Origin of the sequence: Alkalibacillus sp. S2W, assembly GCF_046764385.1 — a bacterium.
Taxonomy (GTDB): domain Bacteria; phylum Bacillota; class Bacilli; order Bacillales; family Alkalibacillaceae; genus Alkalibacillus; species Alkalibacillus almallahensis.
Map to the genome: position 1 here is coordinate 2,317,792 of NZ_CP177234.1, position 14,087 is coordinate 2,331,878.

At 43.4% G+C, this 14,087-nt stretch carries 12 protein-coding genes; 6 read left to right on the forward strand and 6 right to left on the reverse strand.

Annotated elements, in window-relative coordinates; genetic code table 11:
* Nucleotides 1–6: 6 nt before the first annotated feature.
* The 4 genes from ACKXGF_RS12135 to ACKXGF_RS12150 are packed head-to-tail and all read right to left on the reverse strand — an operon-like array spanning nt 7 to nt 5,044.
* On the reverse strand, nt 7–1,308 hold the full coding sequence (locus tag ACKXGF_RS12135; protein ID WP_411953973.1) for a hypothetical protein: 1,302 nt from the start codon (nt 1,306–1,308) through the stop codon (nt 7–9).
* Between the two features lie 6 nt (nt 1,309–1,314).
* Nucleotides 1,315–2,556 carry a M20 family metallo-hydrolase gene (locus ACKXGF_RS12140; protein WP_411953974.1) on the reverse strand — a complete coding sequence of 414 codons (1,242 nt, stop codon included), beginning with the start codon at nt 2,554–2,556 and terminating at the stop codon, nt 1,315–1,317.
* Nucleotides 2,557–3,864, reverse strand: a complete 1,308-nt coding sequence (locus tag ACKXGF_RS12145; protein WP_411953975.1) for an amidohydrolase — start codon at nt 3,862–3,864, stop codon at nt 2,557–2,559.
* Between the two features lie 4 nt (nt 3,865–3,868).
* Nucleotides 3,869–5,044 carry a M20 metallopeptidase family protein gene (locus tag ACKXGF_RS12150; protein WP_411953976.1) on the reverse strand — a complete coding sequence of 392 codons (1,176 nt, stop codon included), beginning with the start codon at nt 5,042–5,044 and terminating at the stop codon, nt 3,869–3,871.
* Between the two features lie 479 nt (nt 5,045–5,523).
* Here ACKXGF_RS12150 and ACKXGF_RS12155 point away from each other — a divergent pair, with 479 nt between their 5' ends.
* Genes ACKXGF_RS12155 through ACKXGF_RS12175 form a run of 5 tightly spaced genes read left to right on the forward strand, consistent with a single transcriptional unit; the run spans nt 5,524 to nt 10,553 of the window.
* Nucleotides 5,524–6,357 (forward strand): MurR/RpiR family transcriptional regulator, encoded by an 834-nt coding sequence (locus ACKXGF_RS12155; protein ID WP_411953977.1) that lies wholly within the window; start codon nt 5,524–5,526, stop codon nt 6,355–6,357.
* Nucleotides 6,358–6,412: 55 nt separating this feature from the next.
* Nucleotides 6,413–7,519, forward strand: a complete 1,107-nt coding sequence (locus ACKXGF_RS12160; protein ID WP_411953978.1) for an amidohydrolase — start codon at nt 6,413–6,415, stop codon at nt 7,517–7,519.
* Nucleotides 7,519–8,298: a GNAT family N-acetyltransferase gene (locus ACKXGF_RS12165; protein ID WP_411953979.1), complete on the forward strand. Its 780-nt coding sequence runs from the start codon at nt 7,519–7,521 to the stop codon at nt 8,296–8,298. Before ACKXGF_RS12160 ends, ACKXGF_RS12165 begins: the two co-directional genes overlap by 1 nt.
* A gap of 10 nt (nt 8,299–8,308) precedes the next feature.
* Nucleotides 8,309–9,424, forward strand: coding sequence for an o-succinylbenzoate synthase (gene menC / locus ACKXGF_RS12170; protein ID WP_411955588.1), 1,116 nt, complete (start codon nt 8,309–8,311; stop codon nt 9,422–9,424).
* A 10-nt stretch (nt 9,425–9,434) separates the two neighbouring features.
* Nucleotides 9,435–10,553, forward strand: coding sequence for a hypothetical protein (locus tag ACKXGF_RS12175; RefSeq protein WP_411953980.1), 1,119 nt, complete (start codon nt 9,435–9,437; stop codon nt 10,551–10,553).
* A gap of 208 nt (nt 10,554–10,761) precedes the next feature.
* Here ACKXGF_RS12175 and ACKXGF_RS12180 read toward each other — a convergent pair whose 3' ends face one another.
* Nucleotides 10,762–12,438, reverse strand: coding sequence for a phospho-sugar mutase (locus ACKXGF_RS12180; RefSeq protein ID WP_411953981.1), 1,677 nt, complete (start codon nt 12,436–12,438; stop codon nt 10,762–10,764).
* 102 nt (nt 12,439–12,540) lie between these two features.
* Here ACKXGF_RS12180 and ACKXGF_RS12185 point away from each other — a divergent pair, with 102 nt between their 5' ends.
* A complete protein-coding gene (locus ACKXGF_RS12185; RefSeq protein WP_411953982.1) occupies nt 12,541–13,062 on the forward strand; it encodes a GNAT family N-acetyltransferase in 522 nt (173 codons plus the stop codon).
* Between the two features lie 38 nt (nt 13,063–13,100).
* On the opposite strand, the gene ACKXGF_RS12190 is transcribed toward ACKXGF_RS12185, so the two are convergent.
* Complete coding sequence (locus tag ACKXGF_RS12190) at nt 13,101–14,084, reverse strand: C-terminal binding protein (RefSeq protein WP_411953983.1); 984 nt, start codon at nt 14,082–14,084, stop codon at nt 13,101–13,103.
* Nucleotides 14,085–14,087: the final 3 nt, after the last annotated feature.

Sequence of the window (14,087 nt, forward strand, 5' to 3'; positions counted from 1 at the left end):
TTACGTCTAAGATGGGTTTAATATTTGATAGACTTTCTTCGGGCGCCCCCGTTGGCCGGACTCTTCACCAACAACTTTCGCTAACCCGACTTCTTCTAAATCGACTAAAATTCGCCGCGCATTGCGTTCGGATCGTTGTAACCAATGGGCTAATTCTTGTGCTGTTAGTTCGTCTTTTTCATAATGATGAATTAAGGCATAAATGCGTGATAACTGTGTTGGATTAATGGATAAGTCATTTAATCGCTCTAACCAATCCTTATCAGCAATGCGCTGTTGCGTTAACATCGGAAAATCTTCCTGACTAACCGATAAGACTTCCTTATCTTCGTTCACTAAGACAATCCGGTCGTACTCTGGTTCCCCTGCGTATCCAAAAGCGACTTGCAAATGCTCGTCTGCTTCTAATACCGTATGGCCATAGCCAATGCCAACTCGAATGTCTAATCCACTTTGAGCAGCCATTTGATCAATGCGCTCTCTAATCGAATATTCTTGTAAAAATATGTCCACATCCCCCCTTGTGGTATAGATAAAGTATTTACCGCCACCGATTTTCACCATCGACCCGTTTACTTGCTCAGACATTTTTAAGATCGCTCGGTGTAAATCAAGCTCTTGGTGCTGGGTTTGATAAGGGACAAACCCTTCAGCCACAGCCGATGGATAGACCACATCCACTCCTAAAATAACGAATTGCTTTTTCTGATAAGAATGGGTATAAGCCCGTTGTTTTAAATAATCGAGTGCTAGTTGAATCGATATTTCTGATGGCACGACCCGGTACACTGGGATTCCTCGCGCTTTTAATTTCCGATAGACCGCATGGATACACGTAACAGCTACGGCCGTGTCTCCCTGATCATATTTTTGCTGATGAAATTCGACCACTTGTTCATGTGGCTCATAAAATCGACCTTGACTCACACGATGAAATTGAACGGACTGCAATTGTTCTGAGTCTAGAAGTTCTTCGCCAATCGTATCGAGACTAATCTGATCAACCATATAACCAAAATCTATAAAAATATTAAGCAGTACCGACAATAAGCTTGATCCGTGAAGCGTTGCATAAGTCCCATGCTCACTTGTAATCACGCCTGCATCGATAGCATACGAGTACGGATACGGACCAGAAAACAACCATTGATCAACCTTATAACGATGCTGCTCTATAATTGATTTAACATCCTCCGTGTTTTCATATGAATACGGATATGCACGAATCCCTTCCAACTTATTTATAACTTCCAGGGACCGTTCTACTGAATCTTCAGGTCCAAGAACGCCAATAACAACTTCTTTCATATGCACCTACTCACTTTGACTCAAATTCTTATAGTATGCTGTTAACATCTGCACGCCCTTTTCCAAATCGTCTAGCGTGGCATATTCATCTGGGTGATGGCTCAACCCATCCCGACATGGGATAAAAAGCAAGCCTGATGGCCATTTTGTGCTCATATTCATGACGTCATGCCCCGCGCCACTATCCATAACAAGCGGCTGCAAATCTAGATCTTTCCCTAATTGAACGAGCGACTCCCTTAAATCTTTATCCAATAAAATCGATGTGTTATTAACGAGTTCTTCAATCTCAAATTGAGTTGTCGATGTTTCTTCAAGTTTTGCCACATAGCTACGAATAGCATCAGCGACTCGTTTTTTCAAATCGTCGTCCACACTTCTAATATCGATGCCAATTTCAACTGTGTCCGGAATCACGTTCATCACATTAGGACTCAAATCAACCGTGCTAACAGTGGCGACTACTGGGGTTTTCTGTTCTTCGTTTAATTGCTTCGTAAACGCCTGGACATAAGGAACGAGAGGAGCAATTGCAACAAAGGCATCGTTTCGTTTATCCATCGGCGTTGTCCCCGTATGTCCAGCTTTTCCTTGCGCCTTAACTTTGAGGCGAATAGGTGTCGCAATTCCATTAACAACGCCAACGTCATAACTGTTGTCTTCAATTTGTGTCCCCTGCTCAATATGCAGTTCAACGAATGACTTGAAGGCATTTTGATCACGCTCAGCCTGGGAAAAATCAGACCAATTGTAACCGCAAGACTGAACGGCTTCTTTGATGGTAACGTTTTCAAAATCTGGAACATCACCAATCGAATCATCCAATAAACCCGTCATCGCTTTACTACCTACTGTTGAAACGCCGAATCGCGCTGATTCTTCTGATCGAAAGACAATCACTTCTAATGAATGTTCAGGTGTGAAACCTTCATCTTTCAATTGTTTAATCGCACCGAGAGCTGTTAACACACCAGCCACCCCGTCATAGCCGCCACCATTGATGACTGTGTCTAAATGCGATCCAGATGCGACTGCTGGCAAGCTTGAATCCGATCCTACCCAACGTGCCGTCACATTACCTGCTTCATCTTCTCGAACCACTAATCCTAATGCTTCCGCTTTTTGTTTAAAAACGGCAATCGACTCATCTTCTTCGGCTGTATAGCTCAATCGTGTAAATCCTTGAGCTAATGCCATATCGTCAACTAAATTTAAATCGTCTAATGTCTCTTTCAACCACTGCTTCATTTACATCGTCTCCTGCTTGTTTAAATACTGAATCGTGTTCGCAAATGTTGATACGGCAGTTTTTAATGAGTATTCATCAAAATCAAAACCTGGATGATGATGCCCGTGTGGAATCGAACTCGGGAAAATCATGAACGTTGCTTTACCGCCATTTTCTTGCACGCGATTCATCATGAACGTCACATCTTCAGACGCCCCTAGCTCAATCGTGTCGAGGAAGTTTGTGATAAATGGGTTACCCTCATTTGCTTTTGGCAAAATCGTCAACCATTCTTGATCGCAAACGCCATTTAACGCTTCACCCATAAAGTCAATCGTCGTTTCCACGTCGTACATATCGCCACTTGCCTGCAAAATTCGCTTCGCTTGTTCCATCATATATTGATTAAGCTCTGTCGTTTCACCACGAATTTCCATTTCCATACGTGCCTCATCTGCAATCACATTACGTCCACTACCTGCATCCAGCCGGCCTACGTTGACACGCGTTGCCCCATCTTTATGGCGTGGAATTGCATTTAAATTTAAACTGGCAGAAGCAGCTGCAAGTAACGCATTCTTTCCTGCATTCGGCTCGACCCCTGCATGCGCGGATTTGCCTTGATAATGAACATCGAATTTAGCACTCGCTAAAAATCGACTCGACGTCATCGCCACATGGCCTGCTGATTGATCGCCAATTCCTAAATGACCACTTAAGAAGTAATCAACATCATCAAGCCAACCTTTAGCTACCATGGACTTCGCACCACGCCCACCTTCTTCAGCGGGCTGGAAAAATAGCGTATAGCGTCCGTTTAATTCATTTTGATAATCATGTAAAAATTGGGCGACACCTAATCCAATCGTCGTATGCCCATCGTGACCACAGGCATGCATGCGACCTTCCTGCTTTGACCGAAAACCTTCACGAGCTGGCAAATGATTTTGTTCATCACTCTCTAAGATTGGTAAGGCATCAATATCAAAACGCATCGCGGTATGAGGACCTGTGCGTCCTGTGTCTAAAACAGCGACCACACCTGTTAGACCACCTTTTACTTGCTTAAGAAAACTTTCCGGAACATCATACTCACGTGCTCGATCCTCCGCTTCATCGATTTCCACTTGAGACGGCACACCATAACGTTCGTCTGGAACTAATGCATCAGCCCCGATATATGTCGTAAAGTCTAGCGCTTCAAGTTCTTCCATCACTCGATAACTCGTGACATATTCCGTAAACCCAAGCTCAGGCGTCTGGTGAAATAAGCGCCTTTTTTCCTGCAAATAGGTCGTGAGTGATTCCGTAAATTGATTCACATCCATCTCATCACGCCTCCTTTAAGTCATTCAACACGTCAATCGCTACTTGTGTCATCATGTTCACACCATAGCTTAAGCCATCTTCATTCAAGCGAAAATTCGGGTCATGTAACGGCTTCTGACCTTCACCGATTGACGTTCCAAGCCAATAATAAACGCCTGGATATTTTAATAGAAAACGACCAAAATCTTCGCCACCTAAACTCGGCGTCACATGCGGAGCAGCCTCTTCTCCGTACTGATTAACCACGGACTCTCGAACACGCTCAGCCCATTTCGGCGTATTAATCGTAGCCGGATAACCGTCTAAATATTCGATGTCAGCTGAAGCACCCATCGACTCCGTAACCCCATTCACCACATCATGAAAACGTCGCTTCACTTTATCCTTCATATCGTTCGACTGAGTGCGAATCGTACCTTCAAGCGTGACCTCATCAGCAATCACATTATAACGATAGCCACCTTCAATTTTGCCAAACGTAATCACAGCTGGATCAAATGGGTTCGCATTACGACTTACAATCGTTTGCACCGAACTAATCACCTGGTTAGCCGCCACGATCGCATCAACTGTGTCGTGTGGCATCGACGCGTGACCGCCGGATCCACTAATTGTGATTTTAAACCGATCTGAGTTCCCCATCATCGGCCCAGCTACAACACCGAACTGCCCGACTGGAAGCCCTGGCCAAACATGCTGCGCCACCAGGACATCTGGTTCGATCTCATCAAACACACCATCCTCCATCATTTGCTGCGAACCACCCGTTGGTGAATTCTCTTCAGCTGGTTGAAAAATCAATAATACAGTTCCCTCGATTTCATCTTTTCGAGCCTGTAAGTTGCGCGCCGTCCCTAAAAGCATCGCCGTATGCGCATCATGTCCACACGCATGCATCTTACCGTCTACTTCCGATTTAAAATCTTCATCCGCTTTCTCATGAATCGGAAGCGCATCAATATCCGCACGCAAACCGACTGTCTTCCCTGGTTTTCCGCCTTCGATTATTCCAAGTACTCCTGTCTCTGCAAAACCCGTTTTATATCGAATTCCATATTCATCTAATTTCTTTTGAATCTTTTTCGATGTGTTATATTCCTCACCGCTCAATTCCGGTTCACGATGCAAGTCGCGCCGAAATTGAACCACATCCGTCATGATGTCTTCAAACTGTGCCATATATAGATTCACACCTTTTAAGTTAATTTCGGAACCATTACGGACATTTTCCGTTAATCGCATTATAGTTGAATTTGAAACCGCTGTCTACAATTTGACAGAAAATTTGTTGAATTTTGTTTGTTTATGGATCTGAATGGTTACTCTTTTCTCTAATCAGGTCGCCGATATTTGCTCCGTTTCGGCGCGCGCCGTTATATATCAGCGGGTGCCAATATAATTGCTATGGTGTCGATATTTTTCTTGAGGCGCTGATACCAAAATTTTATCGGCGACCTACTCTAATTAGGAAATGGATAATCGCTCACACTACCATAACAACGTCCAAAAAATCATATTATTAATCAAACACAATAACTCCAATCAAAATATTGAGAAAATTCCAAAACTATGATAAGTTAAAAATTAATATTTTTCCTGCAAATGAACAATTAATAAAGCTTTTCCTGCAAAACTTATAAAGGAGACTCATAAAAACTATGATTGAACGTCTGAACACGCAATCATTATCGAAGAAGCTGCAATATGTAGTGGACTATTACCAACGCCTACCACAAGCGTTCGCGATGCATTCGGCTGAAAAACTGGGCGAATTAATCGACGTTAGTGAATCAACCATCATTAGATTTGCTCAAGAGCTGGGGTTCAAAGGGTTCAAGGACTTTCAGCAGGCTGTCCAAGAGAAGATTTTCGAAAATGAAAAAAGTTTATCTTCCTTCACTTATGGTAAACCGACCGCGGAACAATCTCACAATCTCGTCCATGACACGATGTGGTGCGACCAAGAGCATATCAATATGATACGCAATCAATTACCAGCATCACTCGTAGAAGCTTTTGTCACTCAGTTAGAATTTGCCAATCAAATTTATGTCGCAGGCACGCGAACTTCGGCTAGTTTGGCTCATTGGTTTACGTTTGGCTTAAATTTGGTAACGGGGAAAGCACAGTTGTATGATCAACAACATAGCGATTTTATTTCGATCGTGACTGATATGAAGCCCAACACTATACTCGTTGTGTTTTCATTCCATCGTTATGCGAAATCAACGCTTCACTTAGCTCAAGAAGCGAAAAAGCAAGGCATGCACGTTCTTGCAGTAACAGATAGTGAGGTGGCACCGATTAGCCAACATGCAGACGTCTTAATTCCGATTCAACTACCTGTTCGCTCAACGTTAGATGCAGCGCCGGTTACGTTTTCTTTCTTAAATGGTGTTTTAACTGATTTATCTCTGAAACAAGGCGAAACATTTCAAGAACGCACACAAAAATTCGAAAGTGTGCAATTAGATGATTTCTTTTATAAATAAGAACACAAACAGCGAAATTTTAAAAAGTAATGTATTTATTGAGGAGGCTTACAAAATGTCACAACAATCACTTAAAGATATTTGGACGCATTTACACAACAACGCGGAAATTAGTTGGGAGGAATACAACACAACACAATATATCATCGATCAACTCAAACCTTATAATCCCACCATCAAAACATTCGATGACATGCCGGGTGCTGTCGTGGAAATTGGTAGTGGCAAACCCGTCGTTGGCATTCGTGCTGATATCGACGCGCTTTGGCAAGAGGTAAATGGCCAAGAGCAAGCGAATCATTCATGTGGCCACGATGCACATATGACGACCGTCATCGGCGTTTTTCAAAAACTAGTGGAAACCGATTTGAACGGCACGGTTCGCTTCATTTTCCAATCCGCTGAAGAAAAAGGAAACGGCGCTCTTGCCATGGTCGAAAAAGGGGTCGCGGATGATCTCGATTATTTATTTGGTATGCATTTACGACCTGTTCAGGAGCTAAATAACGGTGAATTTGCACCTGCGATCAAGCATGGCTCAGCCAAATTTATCAAAGGAACGATCACGTCAGCTGACACGCACGGGGCTCGCCCGCATCTTGGGATAAATGCAATCGAAGTGGCTTCAGATATCATTCACCATATGCGCCATACGCATGTCGATCCGATGATTCCCCATTCGATGAAAATGACCGAACTTCATGCAGGCGGCAAAAACACAAATATTATTCCAGGAAAAGCTCACTTTGCGATCGATTTGCGTGCACAAACGAATGAAATGATGGATCAACTATCAACACAAGTCGAGCGTATGGCCGATCATTTAGCTTCCTATCATGATATCAAAATTGACCTTGAGACGGGCGCACACATGGCTGCTGCGGTTTACAACGAAGAAGCGACTGGTTTACTTGCAGGGGGCATCCAATCCGTCGATCCGGACAGCAAACGAGATCCCATCACAACCACAGGTGGCGATGATTTTCATTTCTACACACTTAAACGCCCGAATGTGAAAGCGACGATGCTCGCGATTGGTTGTGATTTAGCACCTGGCCTGCACCATCCCGATATGACGTTTAATTTTGACGCGATTCCGAAAGCAGTTGATATTTTGACAGAGACGATTCAACAGACTTTAGCTCATGGAGATGATGCGTGATGAGCACGTACGATATTAGACGGCTAACCACCATCGACGAAATGCCACTCATGCAACAAGTCGAAGAAGCCGTTTGGCAAATGAGCCCGATTCCCGTTCATCAACTATACACAACGGTCAACCACGGCGGCCTAATTTTAGGCGCATTCGACGGCGATCAAATCATTGCCTTCAGCTACGGCTTCCCTGGATTTAATGGTGAGAAAACTTATCTTTGCTCACATATGCTCGGTATTTTACCCGATTACCAACAGGCAGGGCTCGGGGAAGAAATGAAGTACGAACAAGCGCGCCATGCCTCAGACATGGGTTATGACATGATGACGTGGACATTCGACCCGCTTCAAAGCATGAACGCCTACTTAAACTTAACGAAACTCGGCGCACGCGGCGCTCATTACAAAATCAATCATTACGGCGCGATGAATGATCGTCTTAACCAAGGACTCGAAACGGACCGAATCGTGATTGAGTGGCATTTTAACGATGACGAACCTTTAGCACAGCCTGACATCAGCAATTTACAAGCACTTGTTGACGTCCAAAACAATCAACCTAAAACGCGACTTGACCGTTTCAACGACAAGCATGACGCGTTCACGGTCCCAATTCCACGCGATTTTCATCAAATCAAAACGGACGATTTAGATCTCGCAAAAGAATGGCGACACGCTACACGACCAGCGTTCGAAATGCTATTCAAAAACGGTTACGAAGCGCGAGTTGCTGTTCCAGATCAAGCAAACCAACTCACCTATTATTATTTTAAAAAGGAGTGATCTACCCGTGATTCCAATTAAAAAAATCCGCTTACGCAAATTGAACATGGAGCTCATCAACCCGTTCACGACGAGTTTTGGAACATTTAACGATAAGCAATTTTATATCATCGAAGCTGAAGATGAACAAGGTCATGTCGGTTACGGTGAATCTGTTGCATTCACGAGCCCGTGGTATAACGAAGAAACCGTCGAAACCAATTGTCACATCATCAAAGACTTTCTCATTCCTGCCTTACAAGATGCGACGATTAAACATCCAGCTGATGTCGATGAACTTTTTAAACCGTTCAGACGAAACTTAATGGCGAAAGCGGCTGTAGAAGGCGCCGTTTGGGATTTGTTTGCAAAACAACAAAATATCCCACTAGCAACCGCGCTCGGCGGACAAGCAAAAACGATTGATGTCGGTGTCAGTATCGGTATCAAGCCATCTATTGATGCCCTTGTAGATACCGTCCGCAAAAGTGTCGAACAAGGCTACAAGCGCATTAAAATCAAAATCAAACCTGGTTGGGACATCGCGCCTTTATCTCGCGTACGTGAAGAGTTTCCAGATATCGACATGATGGCGGACGCCAATTCGGCCTATACGCTCGATCAAATCGACACATTAAAACAATTGTACGACTTAAATTTAACCATGATCGAACAACCACTCGCGCACGACGATATTATCGATCACGCGACACTTCAAAAAGTAATTCAAACTCCAGTTTGCTTAGACGAAAGCATTCATTCACTCGAAGACACACGTAAAGCAATTGAGCTCGGTAGCTGCAAAATTATTAATATTAAAATCGGTCGTGTCGGCGGCCTAACCGAAGCGAAACGTATTCACGACTATTGCATGGCAAAAGACATCGATGTGTGGTGCGGCGGTATGCTTGAAGCTGGCGTTGGACGCGCACATAACATCGCTCTGACCACTTTGCCAAACTTTACATTACCAGGTGACACAGCGGCATCCAGTTTATATTGGCATCAAGACATTATTTCACCTGAAGTCACCGTTCAAAATGGTGTTATTCACGTGCCAAGCAAGCCTGGAATTGGTTTCGACATCGACGTCTTAGCACTCGAAAAATTGACCATCGAACAAGAGGAATTTTCATTACAAGCTTAGGAGGGTTATCATGCAAAAGTTATTAGAAGGGAAGTTCGGTCGCTTTATTTTACCCGGCATCATCTTACAATCCGTCTTAATCGGTGGCGGCTTTGCGACTGGACGAGAAATCGTTGAATTCGGTGCCGCATTCGGTTCCATGGGGTGGATAGCAGGTATTGCGATTTTCCTTGGTTTTACGATTGCCTCGATTTTAACATTCGAGTTCGCCAGGAAGTTCAAAACGTACAACTACCGCCATTTTCTAAAAGAACTCATCGGACCATTATGGTTCTTATTTGATATCGTTTATATTTTCTTAGCCATTTTGATCATCTCGATTATGGCATCAGCTACCGGTGAAATTTTACAAAACACGCTCAACTTAAATTACTGGATAGGCGTCGGACTCATCATTCTCATCGTTGGTGGCCTAAACTTTTACGGAAAAGGTCTTATCGAACGATTTAAAACATTCGGTACACTATCTTTAATGCTCGGCTACTTACTGTTTGCGATTCTCGTCATTTCAACCACATGGGACGAAGCAGTTGCGACACTTCAAGCAGGCGACACAAGCTTTGCGGGAAATGATATTGCGATTGGTACCGTGATCTGGACAGGTCTCCTTTACGTAGGCTATAACTTAGCTGTTTATCCAGCGACCTTATTTTCAATCGAACGCCAAACGTCACGAAAAGAATCAGTCGTCGCTGGCCTTGTTGCAGGGATCCTCATGACTGTACCGTGGTTCTTGACCTATTTCAGTTTACTCGGTCATTATCCTGATTCAGACGTGTTTGACGCATCAGTCCCTTGGCTCGTTATGCTAGACGGATTTCCAGTGATCGTCGTTATTTTATTCGGTGTTGTCGTTGGCTGGACATTAGTCGAAACGTCTTCAGGTATGATTCATGCCTTCGTCGACCGTGTCGACACACAACTACAAGAAGTCTCGAATAAAGCCTTAAGCCAAGTTCAAAAAGGCATTATTGCAGTCGGGGCCCTTGTGTTAGCGCTTGTCCTAGCACAAGTCGGCATCATCGATTTAATCGCAACTGGCTACACTGCGATGGCCTACGCCATGATCGCCGTCTTCATGCTGCCACTCTTAACGATTGGCGTTTACAAAATCTTCATCAAGAAATAATGAAAAGCCATCGCGATGAGATGCGATGGCTTTTCATATACCTATATTCCAGCAACTGAAAAAGGTTATTTCACATAGTCCTCTGATTGTTAGACAATTACCTAAGATTGTTTAACAATCATAGAGGAGTATTTAACAACCTAATGAGGTTATCTAACTATTAATAAGGATTGTCTAACATTCGGGTAAGATTATTAAACAATCTTGATTAAAGACGTCCTAAGACTCGATCCTTCAACTGCTTCAATCGCTCATCTGCAGCTTCACGCGTCGCACCTTTCACCGCAAAATAAAACTTCATCTTAGGTTCCGTGCCTGATGGACGTAGGCAGCACCAAGTATCATCATCGAGCCAAAATTTCACCACATTTGAAGCTGGCATATCCAACTCAACTGACTCGCCTGATTCTAAATACGTACGTTTCCCAGTTAAATAATCCTCAACAGCAATCGCACCCTCGACTGGATTAAAACGAAAATCTTCCATAATCGCATTAATTTGCTCAGGTCCCTCTGTTCCTTCCAATTTCAACGAATGCAAATCTTCAAAATAATAACCATGACGCTCAAATAATTGCTCCAAGGCATCGAATAACGTCATGCCCTGCTCACGGTAATAAGCCGCCATTTCACACGCCAATAACGTCGACTGAATCGCGTCTTTATCGCGAGCGAAATCCTCAACTAAATAACCGTAGCTTTCCTCATAACCGAAGACAAACTCATGCGCACCAGACTGATTATATTCTTCAATTTTCTCGGCGATAAACTTAAATCCTGTTAACGTATGCTCCGTCGTCACATTATAGTGATCTGCAACGGCCTTACCTAGCTGAGACGTCACAATCGTATTGATCATCACGCCATTTCCAGGCACTTCATCCAAATTCGCCAATTTATAATCGAGCATGAGCGCTCCGAGCTGGTTACCCGTTAACACATGATACTCGCCATCCGCTTTCTTTGCGGCCACACCTAGTCGGTCAGCATCCGGGTCTGTCGCGACTAACACATCTGCGTCAATATCCTTACCTTTTACAATCGCATATTCAAACGCTTGATGCTCTTCTGGATTCGGCGATTTAACCGTTGAAAACTCAGGATCCTCCTTAACCTGTTCCGCTACAGCAAAAACATGGTCAAATCCAGCCTGAGCCAGACTTCGTGTCGCCAAATTATGTGCCGTTCCATGTAATGGCGTGAAAACAATCGATAAATCCCGCTTCACATCATCACGATAAGTAATTGATTTAAGCTCACGTAAATAAGCCTCGTCTACAGCATCATCAATCCAATTTAACAATCCTTCTGCCTCGATCTCTGCTTGATCTTTCACCGCAATCGCTAACTCATCCGCAACACTATTCACTTGATCAATCATTTGATCAGCTTGAGCTGGTGGCAATTGCGCACCTTGCTCGTTATACACTTTATAGCCGTTATATTCAGGTGGATTGTGACTCGCCGTGATCATCACACCTGCCCCTGCTTCTAACTGCCGAACCGCAAACGATAGCGTCGGCGTCGGGCGAACACCCGTGAAGACATACGTTTTAATCCCATGTACCCCAAGGACTTTCGCCGTTTCAACCGCAAATTCGCGTGACTGATAGCGCGAATCATAAGCGACCACCACGCCACGGTCTGCCAAACCTTGTCCTTCTAAATAAAGCGCCAAACCTTTGGCTGCCTTGCGCACCGTATAGACGTTCATCCGATTCGTCCCAGGTCCAATCACACCGCGCATGCCACCCGTTCCAAATTCGAGCGTACCACTAAAGGCCGCTTCAGCCTCTGAACGATCCATCTTATGTATAGCCTCTTTTAATTGAGAGTCTAAGTCTTGAGTTGAATTCCAACGTTCATATGTATCTTGCCAAGTCAAAAATAATCGCTCCTTTAATTAAAACTTCTAATAATCATTATAACGGATTTGATCGTAAAATGGTAAAATTGATTGATACTAAATTATTTAAGGGGAATTAAGATGTCTATTTATATCCGTCCTATCATACCCGAAGACCTTCCACACATCTTACAATCAACGAAAGACCCGACCATTCGATACTTAACCGGGACGACTGCGACATTTTCATTAGAACAACTACAAAACCATTTCGACAAAACACAAGACGATCAGTCCCGCTTCGATTTCGCCATTTGCTTAACTCAAACAGGGCAATTCATCGGTGAAGGTGCTATTTTAGATATTGATCGCTACAACCAATCAGCTGCCTTTCGCCTCGCCTTGAGTCATTCAACGTATTTCAATCAAGGATTCGGCAGTCAAGCGATTCGGCTATTGTTAGCCATCGTTTTTGACGAATATCAACTCAACCGCCTGCAACTCGAAGTCTATTCACATAACACCAGAGCGATTGCTGCTTATGAGAAGCTCGGTTTTAAACGTGAAGGTGTGCTCCGCCAGGCACTCTATTATGATGGTAACTATTACGACGAAATTGTTATGGCGATGTTGAAAGAGGAATATGTACAACACTATGATTAGTAACATTTAAAAGAGCTGGGTCGCCCCAGCTCTTGTCATCACTTCTCTTTTAACTGCACATTTTCTTTCACATCTGGATTCACAATATAATTCGGTAAATACCCTTGTAAAACGTCGGCTGCATTTTGCGCTGATTTACGTTTCAGTTCTGCTTCAGCTTCCACTGAATAGAATGCTGAATGCGGATTTAAAATCACTTGGTCCATCTCTAAAAATGGATGGCCATCAGGAATCGGTTCATTTTCTAATACATCAAGACCTGCTCCTGCAATCTCTCCTTTTTCTAACGCTTGAACGAGCGCTTGTTCATCAATCACGCCACCGCGTGACGTATTAATGATAAAGGCAGACTCTTTCATTTGCTTAAATGCATCATGACTGACTAGTTTTTCGGTTTGGGCATTTAATGGTAAATGAACCGACACATAATCCGACTGGTCATAAAGTTCATCCAAACTGACTAATGTCACATCATATGAATCAGCCACATGTTTCGGCACGAAAGGGTCATACGCCACAACGTTCACACCAAACACTTGTGCTTTCTGAGCTAATGTTTGGGCAATATTACCGAACCCAAGCAAACCTAACGTATTACCACGCATGCGATAAACAGGTTTCGCGACTTTATAATCCCAGTTGCCTGCTTTCACAGCATTATTCATTTGCGTCACTTTTCTTACACTCGACAACAGTAATGTCATCGTGTGGTCAGATACTTCATCTAAACAGTAATCAGTGACATTACTGACAATGACACCATATTCTGTCGCAGCCTCTATATCAACAGTATTAAAACCAATTCCGTAACGACCAACCACCTTTAAATTTTCTAACGATTGAATCACCCGTCTCGAAATTGGACCGTATTGATTTAAAAGTGCATCTGCATCATGACATTGTTCAATAATCTCATCTTCTGTTTGGCATTGTTTTAAAATTAACTCAATCCCTAATTCGTCTAGAACTTCATGTTCAGGGTCGAATGTATTATAATTATAATCGGTTACATATACTTTCATTCG